At 63.2% G+C, this 22,530-nt stretch carries 25 protein-coding genes; 5 read left to right on the top strand and 20 right to left on the bottom strand.

Annotated elements, in window-relative coordinates:
• Positions 1-2 precede the first annotated feature (2 nt).
• The 3 genes from KBZ22_RS02775 to KBZ22_RS02765 are packed head-to-tail and all read right to left on the bottom strand — an operon-like array spanning position 3 to position 2,486.
• The gene (locus KBZ22_RS02775; RefSeq protein ID WP_255020912.1) at positions 3-980 is read right to left on the bottom strand and encodes a hypothetical protein; all 978 of its coding nucleotides are present in this window, start codon (positions 978-980) and stop codon (positions 3-5) included.
• Positions 946-1,956 carry a hypothetical protein gene (locus KBZ22_RS02770; protein WP_255020911.1) on the bottom strand — a complete coding sequence of 337 codons (1,011 nt, stop codon included), beginning with the start codon at positions 1,954-1,956 and terminating at the stop codon, positions 946-948. Before KBZ22_RS02770 ends, KBZ22_RS02775 begins: the two co-directional genes overlap by 35 nt.
• The gene (locus KBZ22_RS02765; protein ID WP_255020910.1) at positions 1,953-2,486 is read right to left on the bottom strand and encodes a hypothetical protein; all 534 of its coding nucleotides are present in this window, start codon (positions 2,484-2,486) and stop codon (positions 1,953-1,955) included. The genes KBZ22_RS02770 and KBZ22_RS02765 overlap by 4 nt, the downstream gene beginning before the upstream one ends.
• A gap of 238 nt (positions 2,487-2,724) precedes the next feature.
• On the opposite strand from KBZ22_RS02765, the gene KBZ22_RS02760 reads away from it, so the two are divergent.
• Complete coding sequence (locus KBZ22_RS02760) at positions 2,725-3,321, top strand: Crp/Fnr family transcriptional regulator (protein ID WP_255020909.1); 597 nt, start codon at positions 2,725-2,727, stop codon at positions 3,319-3,321.
• 1 nt (position 3,322) lies between these two features.
• Here the strand turns inward: KBZ22_RS02760 and KBZ22_RS02755 are convergent, their stop codons facing one another.
• The 7 genes from KBZ22_RS02755 to KBZ22_RS02725 all read right to left on the bottom strand — a co-directional run bounded on the left by KBZ22_RS02755 (position 3,323) and on the right by KBZ22_RS02725 (position 12,465).
• Positions 3,323-4,795 carry an iron ABC transporter permease gene (locus tag KBZ22_RS02755; RefSeq protein WP_315858590.1) on the bottom strand — a complete coding sequence of 491 codons (1,473 nt, stop codon included), beginning with the start codon at positions 4,793-4,795 and terminating at the stop codon, positions 3,323-3,325.
• 114 nt (positions 4,796-4,909) lie between these two features.
• Complete coding sequence (locus KBZ22_RS02750; protein WP_254998077.1) at positions 4,910-5,974, bottom strand: extracellular solute-binding protein; 1,065 nt, start codon at positions 5,972-5,974, stop codon at positions 4,910-4,912.
• A gap of 121 nt (positions 5,975-6,095) precedes the next feature.
• Positions 6,096-7,691, bottom strand: a complete 1,596-nt coding sequence (locus tag KBZ22_RS02745) for an iron uptake porin (RefSeq protein ID WP_255020908.1) — start codon at positions 7,689-7,691, stop codon at positions 6,096-6,098.
• Positions 7,692-8,028: 337 nt separating this feature from the next.
• On the bottom strand, positions 8,029-8,601 hold the full coding sequence (locus tag KBZ22_RS02740; RefSeq protein ID WP_255020907.1) for a HupE/UreJ family protein: 573 nt from the start codon (positions 8,599-8,601) through the stop codon (positions 8,029-8,031).
• Between the two features lie 37 nt (positions 8,602-8,638).
• Entirely contained in the window at positions 8,639-9,757 is a 1,119-nt protein-coding gene (locus KBZ22_RS02735) for a GTP-binding protein (protein WP_255020906.1), read from the bottom strand.
• Between the two features lie 63 nt (positions 9,758-9,820).
• Entirely contained in the window at positions 9,821-11,290 is a 1,470-nt protein-coding gene (locus tag KBZ22_RS02730; RefSeq protein WP_255020905.1) for an iron uptake porin, read from the bottom strand.
• A gap of 152 nt (positions 11,291-11,442) precedes the next feature.
• The gene (locus tag KBZ22_RS02725) at positions 11,443-12,465 is read right to left on the bottom strand and encodes a metal ABC transporter substrate-binding protein (protein WP_255020904.1); all 1,023 of its coding nucleotides are present in this window, start codon (positions 12,463-12,465) and stop codon (positions 11,443-11,445) included.
• 166 nt (positions 12,466-12,631) lie between these two features.
• On the opposite strand from KBZ22_RS02725, the gene KBZ22_RS02720 reads away from it, so the two are divergent.
• Entirely contained in the window at positions 12,632-13,594 is a 963-nt protein-coding gene (locus tag KBZ22_RS02720; RefSeq protein WP_255020903.1) for a hypothetical protein, read from the top strand.
• Between the two features lie 26 nt (positions 13,595-13,620).
• Complete coding sequence (locus KBZ22_RS02715; RefSeq protein ID WP_254929999.1) at positions 13,621-14,316, top strand: metal ABC transporter ATP-binding protein; 696 nt, start codon at positions 13,621-13,623, stop codon at positions 14,314-14,316.
• Between the two features lie 28 nt (positions 14,317-14,344).
• Here KBZ22_RS02715 and KBZ22_RS02710 read toward each other — a convergent pair whose 3' ends face one another.
• Complete coding sequence (locus KBZ22_RS02710) at positions 14,345-14,746, bottom strand: transcriptional repressor (RefSeq protein WP_254930000.1); 402 nt, start codon at positions 14,744-14,746, stop codon at positions 14,345-14,347.
• Positions 14,747-14,780: 34 nt separating this feature from the next.
• On the opposite strand from KBZ22_RS02710, the gene KBZ22_RS02705 reads away from it, so the two are divergent.
• Entirely contained in the window at positions 14,781-15,593 is an 813-nt protein-coding gene (locus KBZ22_RS02705) for a metal ABC transporter permease (RefSeq protein ID WP_254941793.1), read from the top strand.
• Here the strand turns inward: KBZ22_RS02705 and KBZ22_RS02700 are convergent.
• The 6 genes from KBZ22_RS02700 to KBZ22_RS02675 all read right to left on the bottom strand — a co-directional run bounded on the left by KBZ22_RS02700 (position 15,579) and on the right by KBZ22_RS02675 (position 19,754).
• Positions 15,579-16,898: a hypothetical protein gene (locus tag KBZ22_RS02700; protein WP_255020902.1), complete on the bottom strand. Its 1,320-nt coding sequence runs from the start codon at positions 16,896-16,898 to the stop codon at positions 15,579-15,581. The genes KBZ22_RS02705 and KBZ22_RS02700 overlap by 15 nt on opposite strands.
• Positions 16,895-17,572, bottom strand: a complete 678-nt coding sequence (locus KBZ22_RS02695; RefSeq protein ID WP_255020901.1) for a TIGR03943 family putative permease subunit — start codon at positions 17,570-17,572, stop codon at positions 16,895-16,897. Before KBZ22_RS02695 ends, KBZ22_RS02700 begins: the two co-directional genes overlap by 4 nt.
• The gene (locus tag KBZ22_RS02690; RefSeq protein ID WP_255020900.1) at positions 17,572-18,528 is read right to left on the bottom strand and encodes a permease; all 957 of its coding nucleotides are present in this window, start codon (positions 18,526-18,528) and stop codon (positions 17,572-17,574) included. The genes KBZ22_RS02695 and KBZ22_RS02690 overlap by 1 nt, the downstream gene beginning before the upstream one ends.
• 36 nt (positions 18,529-18,564) lie before the next feature.
• The gene (locus KBZ22_RS02685) at positions 18,565-18,990 is read right to left on the bottom strand and encodes a hypothetical protein (protein ID WP_255020899.1); all 426 of its coding nucleotides are present in this window, start codon (positions 18,988-18,990) and stop codon (positions 18,565-18,567) included.
• Positions 18,990-19,217, bottom strand: a complete 228-nt coding sequence (locus KBZ22_RS02680; protein WP_254941788.1) for a DUF3721 domain-containing protein — start codon at positions 19,215-19,217, stop codon at positions 18,990-18,992. Before KBZ22_RS02680 ends, KBZ22_RS02685 begins: the two co-directional genes overlap by 1 nt.
• Before the next feature lie 72 nt (positions 19,218-19,289).
• Positions 19,290-19,754: a 6-carboxytetrahydropterin synthase gene (locus tag KBZ22_RS02675; RefSeq protein ID WP_255020898.1), complete on the bottom strand. Its 465-nt coding sequence runs from the start codon at positions 19,752-19,754 to the stop codon at positions 19,290-19,292.
• Here KBZ22_RS02675 and hisIE point away from each other — a divergent pair.
• Entirely contained in the window at positions 19,753-20,469 is a 717-nt protein-coding gene (gene hisIE / locus KBZ22_RS02670) for a bifunctional phosphoribosyl-AMP cyclohydrolase/phosphoribosyl-ATP diphosphatase HisIE (protein ID WP_255020897.1), read from the top strand. The two genes, KBZ22_RS02675 and hisIE, sit on opposite strands and share 2 nt — an antisense overlap.
• Before the next feature lie 8 nt (positions 20,470-20,477).
• Here the strand turns inward: hisIE and KBZ22_RS02665 are convergent, their stop codons facing one another.
• From KBZ22_RS02665 to KBZ22_RS02655, 3 genes are all read right to left on the bottom strand, one after another.
• Positions 20,478-21,236: a phycobilisome rod-core linker polypeptide gene (locus KBZ22_RS02665; protein WP_255020896.1), complete on the bottom strand. Its 759-nt coding sequence runs from the start codon at positions 21,234-21,236 to the stop codon at positions 20,478-20,480.
• Between the two features lie 105 nt (positions 21,237-21,341).
• Entirely contained in the window at positions 21,342-21,929 is a 588-nt protein-coding gene (locus tag KBZ22_RS02660) for a peptidase (RefSeq protein ID WP_255020895.1), read from the bottom strand.
• A gap of 89 nt (positions 21,930-22,018) precedes the next feature.
• Positions 22,019-22,507, bottom strand: coding sequence for a DUF2214 family protein (locus tag KBZ22_RS02655; RefSeq protein WP_255020894.1), 489 nt, complete (start codon positions 22,505-22,507; stop codon positions 22,019-22,021).
• Positions 22,508-22,530: the final 23 nt, after the last annotated feature.

Here is a 22,530-nt window from a genome sequence, read left to right as displayed (position 1 = left end):
AATTAGAAGAAGAATTTCAGGCCAATTTCAAAGCCATTTCGATAGCTGCTGTAGCCACTATCGGGAATGTCGCCAGTATTGTAGTTGATCCCCGCATACCGCCAGGAAATATTTAGATCTGTGTTGTTGCCCACTGCATAGCCAAGGCCAACTTGGGCGTTTCCGGAAAGATCTTCTGATCCACTTAGCCCAAAGCCACCGATGTCGGCGCGGGCAAACGCGCGTAAGCGGGGAGACATGAAAATCGTAGCCTGGGTTCCCAAAAGAGGTTGAACCCAGGTGCGTCCAAAGTTGCCTTGTTGTTGGAAACTGACTCGACCTCTACTGCCTTGAATCTGGGCTGCCACATCCAACTGGGCATCGATTATGCGTATGCCGGCATAGGGGATTAGGCTGAATTGCCCCGGCTTGCCCACCGCAGCTTCTCGATCCCCAAAGCGATAGCGCAGGGCAAGGTCGTAAATACCCTGAGTAGCTGTGACTTCAGCGCTCCCCGTGAAGATTCCACGCCGGCCGGTCGTTGATTCGTATTGCCCAAGTTTGACGTAATCCAGATCGACCAAAAGACCAAGGCGATCCTTTTCGATGCTGCCGCGTAGGGAAGTGGCCCACTTCAGTTTTGAAAGAACATCACCAAGATTTAGATCGGTGTCGGCACTGAAGTTTCTTGTCCCATTTGAGACAGTAGTTGTTCCAGTAGTGCTGATCGGCGCAAAGCCATATAGCTCGATGGTGCTCGCCCAAGGCGAGGCGGGTTGCGCTGGCTGGTTGCTGGAGGCAGCGGGATCAGACGGCTGTGCACGTAGTTCACTTGTGAGGCCACCGACCAGGGTGAGGCCTATCAAGATGGGTATCGATCTGGCCCGGTGCATGGCTTGCATTTTTGCCATCAAAATAATTGGATCTGCCGCTGCTAGGGCGACAGATCCATGGTTTGTTAGCCGCTTAAACCGATCCGTATGCCACTTGGCAGGCGGCATTTAGTAGTTCGGCTTCTTCGGCGTTGCTGGGCTCTTGACCGTTGATTGTGCCCTGGTTGCAGTTGGCAGTCAGTTGGTAGTTGCTGCCATTGGCCTGCATTACAAAACTAACTGAATTGCTGCCGGATGGTTGAACCGTTCCGTATAGCAATTGGTAGTTTGTGTTGGGAACCACAATGTAAGTGGCATTGCTGCTAACAGCGTTGTCAACGGCGTTGTTGATAACTGCTGCAGTGGCGAGAGTTGCCACGCCCCAGGCCGCTGCCCGAGCACCCCACCAGCCCCAAGTTGGGACGGGCCAGCCGCCGTACCAGCCGTGGTTCCAGGGCCGCGCCACTCCCCATCCTGCCCTTGCCCAGCCGGGACGAACGTTGACATTATTGATATTGACGTTGCGGTTCCAGTTGCGATTTACATCCCGGTTTACGTTCCGGTTTACATTCCGGTTTACGTCGCGGTTTACATTCCGGTTTACGTCCCGGTTGAGGTTGCGATTGCCATCGCGGTTGGCCATTCGGTCACCTCCCTGGCCAGCGCTTGGTAGCTGACGTGTGCCTGCCGCCGGTCGGTTAACGGGCGCTGGTCGGTTCAAGGAAGGTCCCCCGGCCCCACCTGCGCCAGCACCAACTCTTGCGTTGTTGCTCCAGCCACCTGCTGGTTTGGTCGAACCGCGGTTAAGGCCCGCTCCGGCATTGCTGAAGCCGCTGTTGCCACCGGCGCGCATGCCACTGCCACCTCCACGGGAGCCACCACCGCCACCGCCAAGGGACCCGCCTCGGGATCCGCCACCACCACCGCCGCCGCCACGGGATCCACCACCACCTCCGCGGGCAAGCAGTTGGGCTGTGCCGCTATCCGGCAAGGCGTTATTCAGCATGGGCCGATCGAAGGCAAACGCTGTGCCGATCGGTAGGGCCAACACTCCCGCCAGCGCCAGTCCGAGGCCGCTCCACGGTGTGTTCAGAGCACGGGTCATTTGCCCACCCCCTTGCAGCCGTCGTCGTAGCAGGTGAGATCTATGCGGCCATCAGCGCCGAACTGCACCTTGATTAGGTCGCGGCCTGCCGTTGAGTCAGGGCGATCTTCCTTAACACTGTTGAGGTAATTGGGGTTGATCACGCACAGGTCACGCCCGTTAAAGCAGATCGTGTTCGTAGAGAAGCGGGCCGCTGCTGAGTCGAGGTTTTTCCAGGTTTTGGTGCTGTCAACCCAGACACTCATGCGCACTGGGCTATCGGTTATTCGAATCGTTTCGACCTTTTTGCCGATGCTGTGCCGGTAGAGGGTTGCATTGCCCTCGTTTACTGCTTCCACCACGCAGGCCTGCGGTTCACCGCCTTTGATGCTGCACTTGGTGTCGAGTTTGTAGAGGGTTTCTGTTTGGGCTAGGGCTGGAGCTGCCGCCAGCAGGCTCGCGGCAGCGGCCAGCAGGCCGATGCGGCTGCACATGGGGTTGCGGTTCAACATGAAGGGAAAATCCCCAACGTCGGTGGGAAGCAATTCCATGATGCCTTTGGCGGAGGATTTTGGCTGCAAGTTGTAGTCCATAGCTACAAAGGCTGACTTTGTGTGCGCTACGGGATGCCATTGGTGAAAAAGTAGACAAAAAGTGCAATTGCAACTGCGCTGACCTGGAGCGCGCGCCACGCCCGCTTGCAATTGATTGTTGTTATTGAGAATCGCTTGCAAAAGGCGGCGTTCTTGTTTAGGTTGCGAGTCATTCGCAATAAGCCTTGCCGCAGCCATGAGTTTTCGCTTTCTGCCAGCCGATTCCATTGCCGCCGTGCGCATGCCGGTTGGGCAAACCGTGCTGCTAAATCCCGCCCTGCTCCCCTCTGGCAGCTGCATTGAGGTGCTGGACGGTGTGGCTCGCGTTTATTGCCCCTGCGAGGAAACCGAGGGGATGACCTTGGCTTTCCTGCAGGCGGGGGATCAGCTGTGCACTGAGCGCCTCTGCAGTGAGGGCGTCTGCGTTGAGGCGCTCACGCCTTTGAGTTTCCGCAGTGACGCCACGCTCCGACAGGGCGATGGCTTTGATGCCGTCAATGAATGGACCTTGCAGCTACTGCGCATCCGTCATTTAGGCAGCGCTGACCAGCGGCTACATGCATTGTTTGGTCTGCTGGTGCGCCGACTCGGTCGTCGCTGCGGTAGCTGGTGTGATCTGCCGTTTCGTCTCACCCATGAACGCATCGGTGAATTGATCGGCACCACCCGGGTTACCACCACTCGGCTGATTTCACGGATTCGCCAGGCCCAGCTGCTCGAGGCTCCCATTGGCGAGGTCGGCATGCGCCTGGCACCGGAACTAGTTGATTCCGCCCCTTTGGCTGCTGCCTGATTTAGTCGCGCTGCTCCAGGGTGGGCACTAGGGCAAGTGCCGCTAGCAAGCCAAACGCCATGATCATTACGGCGGGTGCCATTGCGGCACCCACCCTTTCGTCACTGGCGTATTGGAATACACGCACCGCCAGGGTGTCGAAATCGAAGGGCCGCAGGGCCAGGGTGATTGGCAGTTCTTTAACCACATCTACAAACACCAGCAGTGATCCCACCAGCAGTGGCCCCCGCAGCAGGGGCAGGTGAATCCGCCGCAATACCGCCAGCCAGTCGCAGCCCAGGCTGGTCGCCGTTTCGTCGATGCTTGGGGGTATGCGCTCAAGCGCAGCATCAAGCCCCTGCTTTGAAACAGCGATGAAGCGGTCGCCGTAGCCCCAGAGCAACAGCAGCACGGGGCTGAAGCCGAGGGGGCCGCCCAGCATGATCAGCCCCAGGGCCAGCACACTGCCGGGAATGGCGTATCCCAAGCCGGCGATAAAGCTGAGCTGTTGCACCAGCGGCTGGGGGCTCCAGCGCCGGCAGATGGCCAGCAGCAGCGAACCCAGGCAGGTCACCGCAGTGGCAATCAGGGCCAGACCGAGGCTGCGGCTTGCCAGCTGGCCCAGTTCTGCGAACGATTCGCTCTGCAGCCCTTGCCAGCCCTGCTGAATCCAGAGGGCGGGAATGGCCACAGCGATAAGGGGTGGCAGCACACAGAACAATTGGGCTAAGGCGGCGCGCCAGCCCGCCAAATGCCAAACATGGGCGCTGCCCGTTCCGCCTTCCAGGTTCCAGCGCCGACTGCGTTGGCGCAATTGACGTTCGCTGGCGATTAAAACCGCCACGATCGCCAGAGCCACCAGTGATAGCAACGCCGCACCCTGGGGATCGCCATCCACCTGCCAGCGATCGAGGATGCCGGCCGAGAGGCTGGGCACGCCAAGCAGCCGCACGGCGCCGAGATCGTTCACCACCTCCATGGCGCTGAGGGCAATGCCGGCGCCGATCGAGGGCAGGGCAATTGGCAGGGCGACGCGAAAAAAACTTCTCCAAGGGCCCACGCCAAGGCTGCGGCTGGCTTCCAGTAGCCGCCTGCCACTAACAGAGAAGCTCTCGGTGCTCAGCAGAAATACATAGCTGTAGTTAGCCAGGGTGAGCAGCACGATGGCCCAGCCCAGGCCATGGATGCGCAGGCCCCGATAGCTGCCCCAGTCGATCAGGCTGGCGGCCAGCAGGTAGGCAGGGAAGGCCATTGGCACCAGTTGGGCGATGCGCAGCCAGCGGCGGCCTGGGAAGCGGCAAACCGCGGTGAGCCAGCCGATGGCAGTTCCCACTACGGCACCTAAGAGACCTTCCCCTGCAACCAGCAGCAAGGTGCCCTGCACCTGTCTGAGCCCGTCAAATCCCAGCTCCAGCTTGCTGTCGCCCCTGTTGATCACCACGTCTTTCACCAGGGTGAGCAGGGGCAATAGGGCGAGCCCACTCGCCAAAATCACAACCAGTAAGAGCCAGGTCCGGCTGCTGGAGCGGCCCGGCCCCTGCGCGGGGGCGCCTTGTCCTTGCCCTGGGGCGCACTGGATCGTGGAGGGCGTCAACGCGATGCCAAGTCGTTACTCCCAGCCAGCCTGCGTCATCAGTTGCACCGCTTCGCGGTTGCGGCGGCCCAGCTGCTCCATGGACACCGGTGAAGCCTTAAAAGTGCCGAATGCCTTCAGGGTCGGGTTGTTGCCCCAGCCCTTGAGGGGGTATTCGTTGTTGGCGGCGGCGTAGCCCTCTCCTGATTGGGGCGAAACTAGGAACTCCAGCAGACGTTGCGCACCCTCGGGGTTGCGGGAGCTACGGGTGACGCCACCGGCCGAAATATTGACGTGCGTGGGGTTGGGCCACACAACTTTCAGCTTCGCAGCGGTGCTGCGCTCAGTGCTGTTCTTGTCTTGCAGCATGCGCGCTAGGTAGTACTGATTGGCTACAGCAGCGCCGCATTCTCCCTGTCCCACGGCCCGCAGCATGGGGGTGTCTGAGGTAAAGAAGGGCCTTTTGGTGTTGGCGAGCATGCCCTGCAGCCATTGCTGGGTGGCAGGTTTGCCGCGCCGCACCAGCTCATCGGCCGTGAGCGACTGGTTGTAGACGCTGGCGCGGTTGCGTAGGCAGAGCTTGCCTTTGAGCTCCGGACGGCTGAGGTCGGAGTAGCTGCGGATCAGGCCGGGCTTCACGATTGCTGGGTTGACCATTACGGGGCGGGCCCGGCGGGTCAGGGCAAACCACTGGCCTTTGGGGTCCCGCAGGTTGGCCGGCACGTCCTTGTTGAGTTCAGCGGAGCGAATCGACCTAAACAGATTGGCCTCCTGGGCTCGGTAAATTCGGGCCGCATCCACCAATACCAGCAGGTCGGCTTTGCTGTTGTTGCCCTCGCTCTTCAGGCGCTGGATCAGCTCGTCATCTTTACCCTCCAGCAGGTTCACCTTGATGCCGGTGCGTCGGGTGAACTCGCTATAGAGCTGTTTATCAGTGTTGTAGTGGCGTCCGGAATAGACATTCACTTCCTGGGGGCGGTTCTGGGCCATGCCCGCTACCCCGATGGCACCAGCAAGGGTGGTAGCGGCCAGGGCACAAAAGCCAAGGTGTTGGCCCCAGGGGCGTGAGCCTAGGCGGCTAGCGCTGGGTGGGTGAGTCACGTTTGAAATGGATCTGGCGTCGACAATGCACTCAGGCTACGAACGCTCACGCCTGCCCCCTGTGATCAATGCAAGCCTTGGACGTAACTATTGCTACGCCCAAGGTGGATTTGCTTCTAGATCAGAAGCGGAACTGGGTTTGAATCACTCCACCCCAGAGATCTTTGTCATTCACCTGGTTAGAACTGTTGGTGATATAGAAGAGCCCTGGAGTGATTGAGATGTTGTCAGTTACCTGGAACTTGTAGAAGAGCTCAAGAGAGAGGGGATCATCTACACCGCTTCCAGCACTGGGGTTCTGGCCAATTGCCACACCGGCGATGTTGCCCCTAACGAAGGCATCATCCCACTGCAAGCCGACGTACCAGGACTGGGAATCGGCGGCTCCAGCTACGCCCCCGGATATATCAGTGAAGCCATAACCAGCGCTGATCGAGGGGATGATGCCGCTTTCAAGGGGCTGCCAGTAGCCAGCTACGGAGAAGCTGTTGGAGCTCTGGCCAGAGCTCAGGTTGCTGTTTGCTTTGCCGTTGGCATTGATGGTGCGGGTGCCGGTGGTGCCGTTGCGGTAGGCGATGGCTGCTCCCCAGTTGGGGGCCTTGTAGCCGATCTGGGCCGTGGTGTTGAGGCTGCCATCGCTGTCGAAGATGCCCTCGTTTGAAATCTCACCATCCTGGGCGATGTAGTTGAGCGAGGCGTTCCAGAAGCCCTTCCCTTTCGCTACCTGTTGCTTCCAAACAGCGCCAAATCCCTGGCCGGTCACTTTGTTGTATGCACCAGGGGTGCCAGCCACGGCAAAGAAATCGAGCAGCTGGGAGCGGTAGGCGGTGGGGATGAAGGCGAGAATTTCAGTGTTGCGCACCAGGGCACCGGCGGTAAGCGTGAATTGCTTGCCCACCGGGAACTGGTAATAGAGGCGATCGATCGACAACGTATCGATGCCACCAACGCCTGATGCTCCCGCATTAGTGCTGGAGGCCTTGTCCAACTTGAACAGACTGTCTCCAGCGTTGAAGGGGCTGAAGGCCGTGAAATTCCCAGAGCGCAGGCGGGTTCTGAGCAGGTCCTTGCCGGTGAAGCTGGTGTCCAGATTCAGGCGCAGGTCATAATTGAAGGTGGCGCGATCCTGCCTGCCAACAGCAACGGGAGGAGTTCCCACCTTCGTGTCCGAGTTGTAGTCGGGTACTCCTCCCAGGATGAAGTTCACCTCGCCCTTGAGCTTGGTGGTGGTGGAAAACTGCTGGGCTTCCAGGCTGCCCACCTTGGCCTCAAGTCCGTCGACGCGGCCCTTCAGCACCGTTAGTTCCTTCTTGAATTCTTCCATCAACCTCTGCAGCTCGTCGGTCACTTCGGTGACACGGTCGAGGCAGGCATTTAAGAGGGCCGCCGCTTCGAAGCGGGTCATGGCTTGGCCACCTTTGTAGGTGCCATTGGGATAGCCGGCCACGCAGCCGTACTTTTCAACCAAGTTGGTAAGTGCTTGGTATGCCCAGTCGGTAGGCCTTACGTCGGAAAATTGGTTGACGCTGGTGACCTGGTTGCGCGAGCGCCAAGCCTTGAGCTCGTCAATTTCTTGTTGCTCCATGTAGTTGTTGATTGCCTCCCTGCCATTCAGCGACGAGATTTCATTGGCAACGGCGGTCTCAGGGGTCGCCAAGGTTGGCAAAACTACGCCAAAAATTGCAGGGGCCAGCAATAGGCGATGGAACTGATTCATGGACTCCTCACAACAGAAGTTAGTTGATGTCCACTGGGGACCCAACTTGCCATATTTCTATTGGATTGAGCCGATGCTTGTGAAGACTATTGATTCAGAATGATGTAGTCAATGTCACCGGTTGTGCCTGACGCGCACTGGGACCAGCACGGGCTGCATCAGGCCACCACCACCGTTATCATCATCTGAATCAGTGGCGAGCCAAAAAGCCAAGCCAAACAAGGCGACAACGCCGGAGAAAAGGATTAGCTCGGCCATGGCGTTTGATTTCGCTTTGATAAGCGTAGCTAGCTCAGCAAGGTGCTTGTGTAACAAAAGTGTCCGCTTAGGACGGTTCTCACGCCAACTGCGCAAGTGCTAGCAGCGCTCCGCCGATGCAGAGAGCACCTGCCAAGCGCCGCCCCCAGCTGGGGGCTAGTTGGCGAATCACGGCGAAACTTGCACCCACCACGGCCGCTGAGCTGAGACTTGCCCCTAGCCACCAGCCCAGCAGGTCTGCGCTGCTGCCTGTGGCTTCCTGGCCATGCAGCATGGCGTGAATAACCACTCCTCCTGCCAGCACTACGGCCAGCAGCTGGCCCTGGCGTGCAGCCAGCGCTAGGCCAAGACCAGACACCATCAAGGCTGCTAACACCTCAGCTCCTGGCAGGTTGCCCCCTAAGGCCCCATACAAGCCGCCAGAAATCGCTGCAGCCAGGGCCACCAGCAATAGGGATGGGCCTGCCAAGGCGGCAGCGCCTCCAACGCCAAGCAGTAACAGCAAGTGGTCTAGCCCAAGCAGCGGGTGGCTTGCTCCTGCGGCCAGGCCAGCGCCTGCCAAGCCATGGGCACCTGCTGGCAGGGTCGACAACAAGCTGAGGGCCAAGCCAGCGGCGGCGGCTGGGGCCAGTTGGCGCAGGGTGGTGGACATCATGAAACTGGCTGAATCCTCTGAGTCAGTATCCCGTTCAAGCGAAGCCCTTGCCGGAATCTTTGGCAACGCACACCTGCAGTTGCCGGCGCAACAGGGCGTGGTCGAGATTTTTACCGATCAGCACGATCTGGTTCTTGCGTCCTGAGCCCTCTGGCCAGTCGGAATCGTCGATCGAGAAGCGCTTGCCAGCCAGGTGGAACACATGGCGGCGCTCACTTTCGTTGAACCAGAGGATCCCCTTGGCGCGAAACACTTCGGCTGGCAGCTGGTTGTCGAGAAAGTTCTGAAACTTGCGTAGGGCGAAGGGCCCCTCCGCCGCAAACGACAACGAGGTGAATCCCTCGATGGCGGCGTGGTCGGGGTGAGCCGCGTGATCGTGCTTGTGATGATTGTGGTCGTGGTGATCGTGCTTGTGATCGTGATGATCGTGATCGTGGTGCTCGTGTTCGCAGTGGCCGTGGTCGTGATCGCAGGAGCTGTGGTCTGGCTCGGCGCTGAGCTGCTGCTGGGCAACAATTTTGTCGCTTTCGAACAGTCCCACGCTGAGCAGTAGCGGCAGGGGCACTTCGCCCTTCACCGAGCGCAGGATGCGGGCATCGGTCTTGATCTCCCGCAACTGGGCCTCCAGGGCAGCCAGCCGCTCCTCAGCTACCAAGTCGCATTTGTTTAGCAACAGCATGTCGCTGTAAACGATCTGGGCCCGGGCCACTTCACCCTCCAGCAGCTCGTCGCTGAAGTTCTCGGCGTCTACCAGGGTGATGATCGAGTCGAGCCTGGTGGTATCTCGCAGGTCGCTGCCGAGGAAGGTCATGGCCACCGGCAGGGGATCGGCCAGGCCGGTGGTCTCCACCACCAGATAGTCCACCGGATCGGGGCGCTCCAGGATGCGATACACCGCCTCGAGCAGTTCGCCGTTGATTGAGCAGCAGATGCAGCCGTTGCTCAGCTCCACCATGTCTTCGCCGGTGGCAACAATCAGGTCGTTGTCGATGCCGATTTCACCGAATTCATTGACCAGCACGGCGGTTTTGACCCCCTGCTGATTGCTGAGAATGTGGTTGAGCAGGGTGGTCTTACCCGCCCCCAGAAAGCCGGTGAGGATTGTCACGGGCAGGCCCGTGGGGGTGGCACTGGCGGTCATGGAGTGGGGCATGGCTTGGCTGTGATGACACTAGGAACCCGTTGCCGCAATCCATTGGGCAGGGGTTGGCTCGGCTCAGAACTGGAAGCTGGTTTTGATCAGGGCACCGAATTGATTGGCCCCGCCCCCATTCCCGCCAGGGTTGTTGAGCACGAAGATTGCCGGGGTCACGGAGATGGCGTCGGTGAGCTGCCACTGATACCACCACTCCCAAGCCCATACGCCGGATTCGCTGGCAGCCCCATTGCGGGTGGCGGTTGCAAAGGCGGGTTGGCCCACTCCCATGCCAAAGCTGTTGCCCTCAGCCAGCACATCGCTCCATTGCAGGCCCACCATCCACGACTGGCTGGTGCGCAGGTCTGAGCCGGAGCTGCCGTTGACGCCGTAACCAGCGCTGAGCGAGGGGATCCAGCCGCTCTTGGCCGGCTGCCAGAAGCCGCTGATGCCAAAGGCATTGGTGTTGACGTCGTTCTCTTCGATCTGGGTGGTGATGAAGGGGGTGGCACCCGGCACACCCACGCCTGCCTCTATATAGGAGTAGATCGCTGCGAGGCCCCAGTTTTCCTGGCCGTAGCCCAGCTGCACGGTGCTGGTGCCTGCTGAAGTGCTGCTGAATAGGCCCTGGGAGGAATCGGCCCCGTTGGCCGCCACGTAGTTAGCGCTCACACTCCAGCCGTTGTCTTGCCACCAGAGGCCAAAACCGGGGCCGAGGTTTTTGTTGTAGGCCAGTGGCGCCCCATTGAGGGTGAGCACGTTGAGGATGGTGTCGCTGGGATAGGCGCTGGGCCAGAGGGCGAGCATGTCCTCCTGGCCCACCCGGCCGCCGATCGTGGCGGTGAACTGACCACCGATCGGAGACTGCCCAAGCGGGAACTGGTAGAAGAGCTTGTCGATGCCCACCATGTCGGGGCCGCCCTCCTCCTGGAAGGCGATCTCCAGGGTGGAGAGGCCGCCACCGAAGGCATTGCGATCGCCATCGAAGTTGCCAGCCCGCAGCACCGTGCGCAGCAGATCCTTGCCGCTGAAGCTGGTGTCGAGGTTGAGCTGCAGGTCGTAGTTGAACGTGACCTGCTCACCGGCGGGGTTGTTGCTCACCCCACCCACCACAAAGGTGGCCAGGCCGGAGAGCTTGGTGGTGGTGGAGAACTGACTGGCTTCCAGTTCCCCAGCCTTGGCCTCGAGGCCATCGACGCGGCCCTTGAGGATGGCGAGTTCCTTCTCGAACTCCGCCATCAGGCGCTTGAGCTCGTCGGTGACTTCAGTGACGCGATCGAGACAGGCGTTAAGCAGGGCGGCGGCCTCAAAGCGGGTCATGGCCTGCCCACCTCTGAAGGTGCCGTTGGGGTAGCCGGCCACGCAGCCGTAACGCTCGACCAAGTTGCTGAGGGCCTGGTACGCCCAGTCGGTGGGGCGCAGATCGGTGAATTGGCTGATGCTGGTGACTTGCTCCTGGCTGCGCGCGTAATGGTTGACGCGCTCAAGGTTGAGCTCGGCTGCTGCAGCCGCGTTAGGCGTCAGCAGGCCCAGGACTGCCGGTGCAGCCATTAGTTGTCGGATCGATGCCATTCCGTTGATTACCCAGGCTTGTGGAGGCCGCCACGAGGGACGCTCCAGGAATGATAACGGTTCTCATTCATGTTTTGATCAAGTCGCGATCCGGTCGCGATCCACGCTTCCGCCCTTGTTGTCCCCTTGTTTCAGTGAATCGCCTGCCAGCTTTGGATCAGGGCCTGTTGGCTGGCCCGGTCACAGCGGCCCTGAAGGCCGTTCACGATCAGGCAGGTGTTGGCGCTGAGGGTGGCCACCAGGCTGCTGGCGGAGCCATCGCCCGCTGGAGCCAGGCCGTCGGCCACCAAGGGCTCGGCTGAAAGGGGAACGCCGCTGAGGGAGCTGATGCGCTGCAGGGCCTTGCTGGGCGGCAGTTGTTCGCTGAACAGCATCGGAACCTGCTCCTGCTTGAGCTGCTGCACCACGGACTGGAAGGCCTGGGGCCGCAGGTTGTCGCTGCTGCTCATGGAGTCGACAAGGGGCAGCTCCTGGAGCCCGTAGGCCCGCGCCAGGCTGGCGAAGGCGCGGTGCCCGCTGGCCAGGGGCCGGGCCACGGGGATGGTGGAAAACTGTTGGCGGTTCCAGCGGTCGAGCTGGCCGAGCACGGTCGTCATCGCCCTGGCCCGGGCGGTGATGCGGGGGCTGGCAGCGGGTTTGAGCTGCTCGAGCTGCTTGGCCACCAGCTGCACCATGGCGCTGGCCTGGCCGGGGTCGTGCCAAACGTGGGGATCCCGATCGCCGTGATCGTGGAGATCGGCGTGGGCGTGGCCAGCGGCGTGCCCTTCCTCCTGGTGGTCGCCTTGGCTGTCCTGCAGCACTTTGAGTTCGGGGCTCCCCGGGACGGCCCGCTCGGCCACCGCCACCGCCTTGCTCTGCTCGGCCAAGGAGGGGGTGAGGCCATACCCATTGATTAGCACCAGCTGGGCCTGGCTGAGGTCGCGGCTCTGCTGCGGTGTCAGCCGGAACTGGTGCGGGTCATCTCCCGGTTGCAAGAGGCAGCGCACCCGCAGGTCGTCTGCGGCTAGGCGCTGGGTGATGTCACAGAGCACGCCATCGCCGGCGATCACTTCGGCGGGTGGGGTGGATCCGCAGCCGGCCAGGGCCAGAGCCCCGGCCAGAGGCAGCGCCAGAGCAACGGTGAGGCGGAGTGGCGTGTGCGATCGGTGCGTCACAGAGACAGACCAGCCAGGCCCAAAGTTTGTTGAATGATAATGGTTCTCAAGTTGTACCGGCTGCCCGCGGCTGGTGCTGGGGTGGCTGCTGATGGTGCATGGGTTGTTGTTGAAGGTGCGGGGACTGTGGGCCACGCAGAATCCACGGGTTTGCGTTCCCCCCGCCATGACCAGGCCTCACGCCTTGCTGATGGCCGGAGTGCTGCTCGTCTTCTATCTGGATGGCTTTGTACTGGGGGCGCCCGTGGCGCTGCTGCTGGTGTGGGCTCTGCTGGGCGTGGTGGTGCTGGTTGGTTTTCTGCGGCATGGCGGCCATGGCCCTGCCGGCAGGGTTCAGTGGCCAGCAGTGGCCCTGGCGGCCCTGGCCGCCCTCGGGGTGCTGGCCCTGACGCGCGGCGCCTCTGCCTCGGTGGTGCTGGCCACCGCCCTGGTTGGGGTGGCCGGTGGAGCGCTGGAGGCTGCAGGCCGATCCAGGCACCGCTGGCAAGGGGTGGCAGCCCCGGTGTATTGCGGAGCCTTTGCCGGCATGACCTCCCAGCTGGTGCTGGGCCATCCGGCCTGGGTTGTTCTGGCAGGGGGCCTAGCTGGGCTGGTGTTGTCGGTTCTGAGCGACAGCTGGAGCGGCATCGGCGGCAAGCTCGGCACCACCGCATTCCTGGGGGTGGTTGGCGTCATGGGCCTGGCCGTGGCTGCTGGCGCGATGGGCTCGGGCGCCAGCCTGCATCCCTTCACTGCCGTCGAGCGCAGCTTGGTGCTGATCCTGTCACTGCTGTCTCCGCTGGTGACCCACGCCCTCAGCTACCGCTTGGGCCTGGGTGTGGTGCTCGGCTCGGCCCTGCCCTCGATGCTGCTGGCCATCCTGCTGGGGGCTCTGCCAGCTGCCCTCCAGCTGGAGCCGGTGCCCCTGAGTGATGCCTGGCTGGGCGCCAGTTTCGTCGGCATGACAGCTCCAGAGCAGCTCGCCCCGCGTCCGGTGCCCCTGCTGCTGGCGATGGGCCTGCTGTTCGCCCTGCTGAGCTTCAGCTTCGCTCCGCGATTGGCGGGGATCGGCGGAGACCTCGGGGTCACGGCGGCGGTGTCGGTGTTTGCCGTGCTGGGAGCGCGGGTTCTGGTGCGCGACCGTCGTTAGGTTTGCGGTTGCCCTGATGGTGTTGCGTGTCGCTTGAGGTGAGTGAGCTGCGGGTGCGCCGCGGCGGCGAGCTGGCTCTCGACGGTGTGGCTTTTGAGCTCGAGCCCGGCACGCTCACCGCCCTGGTGGGCCCCAACGGCGCTGGCAAAAGCACCCTCCTGCAGGCCATTGAGGGTCAGCTGCCAATCGAGAGCGGTTCGATCCGGCTCGATGGGGTGCCCCTCACCTTGGCCCTGGCGCGGCAGCAGTTGGCCTTGATGCCCCAGCGGGGGGAGATCGCCTGGCACTTTCCGATCACTGTGCGGGAGTTGGTGGCCCTGGGGCGGATGGCCGCCAAGCGTCCTGGCTGCTGCGATGTGGAAGCCGCCCTGCAGCGGGTGGGCCTGGCCGGGTTGGCGGGCCGGCGCCTGGATCAGTTGTCCGGTGGCCAGCAGCAGCGAGCCCTGCTGGCCCGCACCCTGGTGCAGCCAGCCAGGCTGCTGTTGCTGGATGAGCCCTGCGCTGCCATCGACCCCCCTTCACGCACCCAGCTGCTCAAGGTGATGGGCCAGCTGCGCGATGCCGGTCTCACCCTGCTGGTGAGCAGCCACGACTGGGGCCGCGACCTCGACGCCTACGACAGGGTGCTGGTGCTCGATCGCTCCCTGCTCGCCGACGGCAGCCCCCAGCAGGTGCGCCAGGCCCTCGGCGACCTGCGGGTAGGCAACCACTGCTGCGGTTGATGGCCTGCTGCTGCTAGCTGGGCTGGCGCTAGCTGGCCTGGCGCTGTTGACAGCTTCCGCAGAGCCCGAAAAATTCCAGGGTGTGAAATAGCAGCTGGAAGCCTGCGCTCTGGCCGCCGTCTAGGTGCACGTCGTGCATGGGGCAGTTATTAAGAACCACCGTGGCGCCGCAGTCGACACAGGTGAGGTGGTGTTCGTCGCGCTCTGTGGGGGCGAACAGAGCCTCGCCGCTGGGCAGGTGGCGGCAGCGGATCCAGCCCCGCTGCTGCAGCTGGCGCAGGTGGCGGTATACCGTAGCCAGCCCCATGGGCTGGGAGCCTTGGCGCAGCAGGGCGTGCAGGTCCTGGCCGGAGAGTTCCCGGTCGGCTTGGCGCAACGCCGTAAGCAGCAGCTGCTGGCGGTCGCTTGACGCGGCAACCTGGGTGGGCATGGCCAGAGTGGCTGGGGCGTAGTGCGCTGATCCTATGGAGACTCTTTGGTGGCTGCTGCCCCTGGTGCTGGCGCTGGTGATCGGCGGCCTCTGCCCATTGGCCGGCACCTTGCTGCTGGTGCAGCGGCGCCTGTTCCTGGCAAATCTCGTGTCGCACGCGGTGTTGCCGGGTTTGGCCCTGGCGCTGGCCCTGCGGCTTGATCCGGGCCTCGGTGGGGTGATCAGCGGCCTAGCCGGTGCCCTGTTGGCGGAGCGGCTCAGCCGTGGTGATCGTTCTGGGGAAGGGGGCGATGAGGCGGTGCTCAACACCGTGCTGGCTGGCTTTCTCGGTTTAGGGGTGCTGTTGATTCCCCTGCTGCACATCCGGGTCGATCTGGAGGCGGTGCTGTTTGGCGATCTGCTGGCCGCCGCTCCTGCCGACCTGCTGCGCAGCCTGCTGGCCCTGGTGGCAGTGCTGCTGCTGCTCGCCTGGCGCTATCACCACTACGTGTATCTGGGGGTGGATCCCCTCGGCGCCGCCAGTGCTGGTTTGCCGGTGCAGCGGCTGCGGCTGCTGCTCACCCTGGTGACTGCCTTCACGGTGGTGAGCGCCATGACCGCTGTGGGGGTGGTTCTGGTGATTGCCTTGATGGGTGCTCCGGCCCTAGTGGCTTTGGCTGGAGCCGCCAGCCTGCGCCAAGCCCTCTGGCGCTCAGCCCTGGTGGGTATGGGGATCAGCGGTGGCGGCTTTCTGTTGGCGATCCAGCCAGCTGTGAACCTGCCGCCCGGTCCCTTGATCGGTGTGCTGTGCATGGGCCTGCTGCCCCTGGCCTCCCTGCAGCACCGGCGTCTATCAGCCAGCGGGTAGCCACAGGGCCAGGCGCACCTGCTTGGCCAGGGGTTGCAGGCTGAGGCTGCTGCCATCTACCAGCACCGGCTTGGCGTGGCTGCCAGAGCGCAGGGTGAGCAGCAGCTGCTGGCGGGTGGGATCAAACAACATCGGCGCTCCCGGCTCCACCTCCCAGCCCTTCAAGGAGCGTTGCTTGAGCAGTTGGCCGCGGCGATCGAGGGCCAGAATCAGGGGCTGGGATCCCTGCGCCCAGTTGCTCACTACCAGCCAGACCCGATCCCCACCCCGGTCGCAGGCGCTGGCCAGGACGGCTTCGCTGCCGATCCAAAGCTGCCGCGGCGGTTGGCCCGGCTCCACCAGCTCAAGGGAGCGCCGGTAGTCGGGCCAGTGCCGCACCAGCAGGGCGCGGCCGCTCACGGGGCAGAAACTGCTGAGCTCCCTACTGCCAGGCAGCAGCTGGCGCCGTCGGGGTTGCCCCGGCAGGTTGTGCAGGGTGAGGCCTTCAAGCTCAGGCACCACCACCCCGCCTCCCTCGGGGAGCAGCTGCATGGGGCCAGAAGCAGAGTGGGGCAGGGGCCATTGGCGCCCCTGGGCGGTACGCACACTGGTGCTCCCCGGATCCAGGGCGGTGGTGGACGATTGCACCAGCAGGTCGCCGCGTCGGTTGCTGCTCAGGTGGGCAAACAGCAGGGCTGCGTCGTCTAGGGGTTGAAGCCCACCCGCCACCGGTTCCGAGAGGCGCCGCGGTTCGCGCACCAGGTTGTGTTGCTGCAGCGGCAGCAGCCAGAGACGGTGGCTGCCCATGCCATCACCACTGAGCACGGCCACACCGGCACCGTTGCCGAGGGGCTGCACTTGGGCCAGCTGCGGCCACACCGGGGTCAGCGCCTGCCAGCTGCCATCGCGCCGTTGCAGCTGCAGCTGTTCGCCGCCGGCCACGGGCACCACCGCCAGCAAGCGCGGCCGGGGGTCCCAGTGCCACTGCTGGCGGCCCAGGGGCAGGTTGCGGCGGTCGACCCCTGCCAGCAGCAACCGCAATGGTCCGGGGATGGTTTGGCCTGGAAGCAGTAGCAGGCGCAGGGGGTTGCTTTCCCCCAGCCACATCCAGGCCAGCTGGGGTTGCAGGCTGCTGGAGCCCACCAGGCTGGATCTGCGCATCGGTCGGCTGAAGCGCAGGTCCAGGGCTGCTGGACCGGAGCTGGCGCTGCTGGATTCCAGCTCCAGCAGTCGTGGTGGGCGTCGTAGCAGTAGTTGTTGCTGCAGCAAGGCCAGGGCGAGTCCTGCCGCCAGCACCAACGTGATCCGTTGCCCCGTTGCCGTCATGGTTCCAGGGGGCGCTTGGGCCGGGCAATCGGAGTGATTCGCTGCGCTACTACCACGCTGCGGCTCTGGCCGTTGCGTTCTTCAATAGCCATGGTGCCTTCCACCGCCAGCCATTGATCCGCCCGGGGCATCCGGCCCGCCGGCCAGCGCACCGGCAGGCCCACCGGGGTGGCATCGGCGAGGCAACAGCGCACCAGCAGCCTGGCCAGCTGGGGGGGCTCACCTGGCTGGGGCAAGACAAAGCCGCTGATCCGCACGGGATCACCCGCGTAGAGGCTGGGGTCGGGTTGGCTGCGTAGCAAGCGCACCCAATCGGTGAGGCTGCGCTGGGCTGGCGGCAGCACGAAGCTCAGCTCAGTCTCATCGCCCAGCTCGGCGGGCCGGTTGGCGGCCAGGGTGCTGAAGGAGGGGTTGGGGGGAATCGCTAATACCAGCAAAGCCACTGCGGCGCTCAGCCACCAGGTTTTGGGGATGGCTTGGCGTCGCGATGGGGCTGGACTTTCCCGGCCCCTTAGCGCCAGTTCAGCCAGCAGCAGGCCCGCCAGCAGCAGCAATGCCACACCGCTCAGCGCCACCAGTGGGTGGAAAACGCCGCTGAGCAAGAGATCCAGCCTGCCGCTGAGGCTGCTTTGCAGCAGCACGGCTCCCCAGAGCCCCAGGGCGAAGGCGCGCATCACAGCAGCAGCAAATTGACCCATTGCCCCAGCACCAGCACGGCCACCGCTGCGGCGGCACTGGTGAGGGCGATGGCCTTGGGCTTAAACAGCACCCGGAACAGTCCCAGCAGCTTCAGGTCGACCACCGGGCCCAGCACCAGAAAGGCCAGCAGCGCTCCCGGGGTGACCTGGGCAGCGAAGCCCAGGGCGAGGAAGGCATCAACGCTGGAGCAAACCGAAACCACCACCGCCAGCAGCATCAGGCTCAGCACAGAGATGGTTGGTGCTCCCCCCACCGCCAGCAGCCAGTTGCGCGGCAGCAAGGTTTGCACCGTGGCGGCGATGGCACAACCCAGCACCAGCAGGGCGGCCAGATCGAGAAATTCGCGGCTGCCGTGCTGGAGCACCTCCTGCAAGGGCGGCCGCGCCACCTGGACGGGCTGCACCTTGGCGCCGATGGCACCTACAAGCCCGCTGCGACGTTCCAGCAGCCCCACCTGGGCCAAGGGCTGGCTCAGCCGCCGTTCTTCGAGCAGCACTGGATCTAGTAATTCGGCCTCGGGCAGCAGGCGCAGCACCGTGGCCAGCAGCACCGCCAGCAGCAGGGCTGCTCCGGGGCGGGCCGCCAGCAGCCAGGGCTGGTTGGGGAAGGCTGCCCAGGTGCTGGCCAGCACGATTGGATTCAGCACCGGCGCGGCAAACAAAAAGCCCAGGGCCGTGCCAACCGGGGCACCACCGGCCAGCAGCCGCCGTGCCACCGGCACGTTGCCGCATTCACAAGCGGGTAGGGCAAAGCCAAGGGCGGCACCGGTGAGGGGCCCCAGCAGGGGGTGGGCGGGCAACTGCCGCAGCCAGGCACCTCCAGGGGCCAGCCAGCGGGCCAGGCTGGCGATACCGACGCCAATCAGCAGAAACGGCAGGGCTTCGAGCAGCAGACCCTGAAAAATCGCCCAGGCGGTGGCCAGCTGTGCCAAGAGCAACCCGCAGGGATGGACATCATGGATGCTGATTCAGGGTCTTCGGCTTTGCGCAGCTGGGGGTGGCTCGAGCTCGGGATGGGGGGCGCAGGGCATCCACAGCGAACCCATCGCATGGACGCCGTTGCAGCCCAGCTGTTTGGCTTTGATCAGGGCTTCCTGCTTGCTTGGGTAGGCGTAGAGGTTTGGGGAATGGGTTCTGGTGGCCGCTTGGTGGTGCTGGTGGGGGGAGCTAGCTCCGGCGTTCCAGATGCCCATCACGTTGACGCCAGCCACAACGATGCCCATGCCCACCACGCAGATATTGATCACCCCCATGCCCACGGCACCGAGGCTCAGCAAGCCCATCGGCACGACCCCAATGCTCACGACCCCCATTGGCACGATGCCGATCGAGATGATGCCCTGGGGGGCGATGCCGATGGCCAGCAGTTTGGGTTTGTCGCCGCACTTGGCCATCAGTGGGCCGGCGTATGGCTGCCAGAGCCATCGGTGTGTTTGGTGCAGGGCATCCATTGATCGCCCATCTGGTGCGCTCCGGTGCAGTGGAAATGCTTGGCTGCTTTTTCGGCCGCGGCTTTAGTGGGGTAAAGGGCCTGAACTCCACCACTACTTCGAGTGGGCTCAGCCAGGGCAGTAGTGGGCAGCAACAGGGCAGCAGTTAGTAGGAGGAGCAAGCGGCCCATCGGGCGGTGGCGGATCATTGAGGCGCAAGATAGGAGCCCCGCGCCCCTGGCCCAGTCATTGCTGGCTTGATGTCAGGGTTTGAACCACCCGGGCAGGGCTTCAAAACAGGCGGCATTTTTCTCGTTTTCCCTCGCCTCCACCTTCCAGCAGCAGCTGCGGCCGCTGTCGCGGCCGTGCAGCAGTTCGTTGGCCCAGCCCCACACCAGCTCGGCGCTGGCCTCCATGCCCACATTGGCCATCACGCGCAGGTCGAGGGCGCCCTGGTCGTGCAGCTGGCGCCAGGTGGAGAGGAGGGGGTCATCGGCATTGGCCAGAAAGGTGTGGTCGAATTGATCTGCCAGCCGTGCTTCGAGCTCTTTCAGGCTGGAAAAATCCACCACAAAGCCACAGTCGTCGAGTTCATTGGCCTGAAACCAGAAGCTAAAACTGCGGCTGTAACCATGCACGAAGCGGCAGTGGCCCTGGTGGCGCCATTGGCGATGGCAACAGGGATAACCGCTGAAGGTTTTACTGCAGCTGTAGGCCGGAGTGGGCATGGGTGAGGATCGGGACAGCAGCAGCGCAAGGGCCTTGTCAGCAGTATTTCAGCCCCCAGACCCTCAATTCATTGGGGCCTTGCGCTTCAACGAAGCTGGTTTGATCCCCGCTGTCGCCCAGGACTGGCTCGATGGCGCCGTGTTGATGGTGGCCTGGATGAACCAGCAGGCGATCGAGCGCACCCTCGCCAGCGGCGAGGTGCACTACTGGAGCCGCTCGCGCCAGGAGCTATGGCACAAGGGTGCCACCAGCGGCCACATCCAGCAGCTCAAGGACCTGCGCTACGACTGTGACGCCGACGTGCTGCTGCTCAGCATTGAGCAGAGCGGCGATGTGGCCTGCCACACCGGTGCCCGCAGCTGCTTCTACGACAACGGTCCCGAGCCCACGGCCGGGGGGCCATCGGCCGCTCAGCCGCCGGCAGATGTCTGCACCGAACTGATGCGGGTGATCGAAGGGCGCCGCGACCTTCCCGAGCCCGGCAGCTACACCAACAAATTGTTGGAGGGGGGCGACAACCGCATCCTCAAGAAGATCGGGGAGGAGAGCGCCGAATTCGTGATGGCCTGCAAGGACGACAACGCCGCCGAGATCGCCGCTGAAGCGGCCGATATCGTCTTCCACCTGCAGGTAGCCCTTGCCCACCACGGAGTCAGCTGGCGGCAGGTGCAGCAGGTGCTGGCCGCCCGCCGCGGCGCGCCCCGGCGGGACTGAGGGCCGCCTCAGCCTGTGCTGAGCATGGCCGCAGCAATCCAGATCACCAGGCCGGTAAGCACGAAGCCTCCAGTTGCCACGGTGTATTGCCAGATAGCTTGGACCCTTGGTGTGGGCTGGCCTTCCAGCCAGGCTGGGCGGGCCCAGCCGCCGCCGTCTGTCCAGGGGTTTAATCCTCCAGTGGGCGCGCGCCTGGCCATTGCCTCACGCCAGTAGGAGTCGTATCGGGGGGCTTGCTGGTTGAAGGGCATGGTGCCTACGTCCTGGCCGGGAAGTACCCGCGAGCGCTGAAAAGGCACCAGGTTGTCGCCGAAGTTGTCGCGGTATTCGTCGGAATTCAGTAGTGCGTCAACAAACTTGGGCAGCCCCTGCTCGGCGATCACGATCGACCAGGCGATCTGTTCAGCTTGGCCATGCACCGGTCGGCCAAATACCCGACCCACCACCTGTTCCACCACCCTGTAATTGCTATTGCAGCGATAAAAATCCCTCTGAAACTTCTCCGAGAGCAGGAGTTGGCGGATGAAGTCGCGGGTGCTGATCTGACCGGAGCGCAGCTGGGATTCCAGCACCGCATCACGGTCCACTTTGAAGGCGTGAAAGTAGATCTGGCGGTAGGCCTGCTCAATCAAGGCATCGGTGGCTGCCGGATTCCGCACCAGGCAAGTGGTGTCGATCTGGCGGGGGCTTTCCTCACCGGCGGCCAGAAAGCTGCTGACACGAGCGCTGTTGGTGAGTGGCTTGGTGGCCAGAACGGGCAAGGGCACAGGGGTGAAAAATCCTCAAGGCGAGCAACGTATAAGTTTTTTCAAGCGCTCTTTAAAAGATTCGTTGAATTATCAGACAACTTGACAATGCGCAACATTGCGCAATTAATGGCAGCCGATCCGGTCCCCGGCTGCAGTTGCGTCGCTGCCTGGAAGACCGGGCTGCTGTTGCAGCCACATAAAAGTGGCCCGATCCCGGGCTGTGAGTTGCAGCACGGGGGTTGGCCCGGGCACGCCCGCCATAGCGTCTTGGGGGTGATCACTGTGTCCCCACATCCCGAAGGCGTGGCCAAGTTCGTGCAGGGCCGTCGCCTGGATGGCGTCCGGTCGCTGCCCAGGGCTGATGCTCACCAGTACCCGCGGCTCGATTTTGGCGGGGTCGCCTGGCTTGTTCGTCGCCAGAGCTAGCTCGGCGCGGCCATGGCTGGACCGGCCCCGCTGCAGAGGTGGCCGGCGCCTCAATATCTGTACTTGGGCCGATTCCCTGCTTTCGCTGCGGTGAATCGTGACCAATTCAGCCCAGCTTGCCAGCGCCGCTTCCACGGCTTGCAGCCAAAGCTGATCCCAGCGGGCGGCAGGCCCGTCGGCTGCGGCCGGCTCGATCCACACGCACCAATGTTGACGTTTGGGCCAGCCGTGGGGTGTGGGCACTAGCCGCTGGCGGTAATCACCCCCAGCTGCTTCGGCTGTCAATGCCCTGGCTGGAAAAAGCGCCAGAAAAAGCACTAGGCCGCAAGCCGGCAAACTCGCTCGATTTAATCGCCGGCTTAATCGCCGCAGCATCAGGCAGGCAGGCCGACGCCGCGGGCCATCAAGGTGGCTAGTAGGGGCACAAGGGCAAAGCCCACCAACTCGATATTGAGAATCCAGCCCAGACGGGTGGCGAGAGCTTCGCTTACTTGGGGCAGCTCGCCCTTGCGCAGCGGGATAGCCCAGAGGATGTAGGTGATGGTGGGGTACAGCGACAGCCCTCCCACCCCTAGATAGAGCCCAACCTTCCACCAGAACAGGGGGTTCTCCGTATAAAACTCGCTTCCCTGGCCGAAGTACAGAACCCGCAGAATCCCGCTTACCAGCAGGGCAAGGGCTGCCAGGCCATACACCACATCGGTGATCACCATCAAGGTGGCATCGGCCTTGTTTGGATTTGGCTTGATCAAGCGCCGCTCAAGCACCAAGGCGCCAAAACAGAGCATGAAGCTCACGTAGTGCACGTAGGCCACCCCAGCGCGGGAGAGCACTTCAGGGGGGATGGCAGTCAAGCCAGGCATATGTAGTAGGCAAATCCTGGCAA

Origin of the sequence: Cyanobium sp. L1E-Cus, from assembly GCF_024345755.1 — a bacterium.
Lineage (GTDB): Bacteria > Cyanobacteriota > Cyanobacteriia > PCC-6307 > Cyanobiaceae > Cyanobium_A > Cyanobium_A usitatum.
This window is presented reverse-complemented; position numbering and strand designations above follow the sequence as displayed.

Excerpts from the sequence above, each read along its gene's own strand:
- KBZ22_RS02765 (WP_255020910.1), bottom strand. The coding sequence starts at position 2,486 with ATGGAATTGCTTCCCACCGACGTTGGGGATTTTCCCTTCATGTTGAAC.
- hisIE (WP_255020897.1), top strand. The coding sequence starts at position 19,753 with ATGGGTGAGGATCGGGACAGCAGCAGCGCAAGGGCCTTGTCAGCAGTA.
- KBZ22_RS02740 (WP_255020907.1), bottom strand. The coding sequence starts at position 8,601 with ATGTCCACCACCCTGCGCCAACTGGCCCCAGCCGCCGCCGCTGGCTTG.
- KBZ22_RS02675 (WP_255020898.1), bottom strand. The coding sequence starts at position 19,754 with ATGCCCACTCCGGCCTACAGCTGCAGTAAAACCTTCAGCGGTTATCCC.
- KBZ22_RS02770 (WP_255020911.1), bottom strand. The coding sequence starts at position 1,956 with ATGACCCGTGCTCTGAACACACCGTGGAGCGGCCTCGGACTGGCGCTG.
- KBZ22_RS02700 (WP_255020902.1), bottom strand. The coding sequence starts at position 16,898 with ATGACGGCAACGGGGCAACGGATCACGTTGGTGCTGGCGGCAGGACTC.
- KBZ22_RS02720 (WP_255020903.1), top strand. The coding sequence starts at position 12,632 with ATGACCAGGCCTCACGCCTTGCTGATGGCCGGAGTGCTGCTCGTCTTC.
- KBZ22_RS02685 (WP_255020899.1), bottom strand. The coding sequence starts at position 18,990 with ATGGCCAAGTGCGGCGACAAACCCAAACTGCTGGCCATCGGCATCGCC.
- KBZ22_RS02730 (WP_255020905.1), bottom strand. The coding sequence starts at position 11,290 with ATGGCTGCACCGGCAGTCCTGGGCCTGCTGACGCCTAACGCGGCTGCA.
- KBZ22_RS02655 (WP_255020894.1), bottom strand. The coding sequence starts at position 22,507 with ATGCCTGGCTTGACTGCCATCCCCCCTGAAGTGCTCTCCCGCGCTGGG.
- KBZ22_RS02695 (WP_255020901.1), bottom strand. The coding sequence starts at position 17,572 with ATGCGCGCCTTCGCCCTGGGGCTCTGGGGAGCCGTGCTGCTGCAAAGC.
- KBZ22_RS02680 (WP_254941788.1), bottom strand. The coding sequence starts at position 19,217 with ATGGGCCGCTTGCTCCTCCTACTAACTGCTGCCCTGTTGCTGCCCACT.
- KBZ22_RS02775 (WP_255020912.1), bottom strand. The coding sequence starts at position 980 with ATGCCGCCTGCCAAGTGGCATACGGATCGGTTTAAGCGGCTAACAAAC.
- KBZ22_RS02710 (WP_254930000.1), bottom strand. The coding sequence starts at position 14,746 with ATGCCCACCCAGGTTGCCGCGTCAAGCGACCGCCAGCAGCTGCTGCTT.
- KBZ22_RS02735 (WP_255020906.1), bottom strand. The coding sequence starts at position 9,757 with ATGCCCCACTCCATGACCGCCAGTGCCACCCCCACGGGCCTGCCCGTG.
- KBZ22_RS02705 (WP_254941793.1), top strand. The coding sequence starts at position 14,781 with ATGGAGACTCTTTGGTGGCTGCTGCCCCTGGTGCTGGCGCTGGTGATC.
- KBZ22_RS02745 (WP_255020908.1), bottom strand. The coding sequence starts at position 7,691 with ATGAATCAGTTCCATCGCCTATTGCTGGCCCCTGCAATTTTTGGCGTA.
- KBZ22_RS02760 (WP_255020909.1), top strand. The coding sequence starts at position 2,725 with ATGAGTTTTCGCTTTCTGCCAGCCGATTCCATTGCCGCCGTGCGCATG.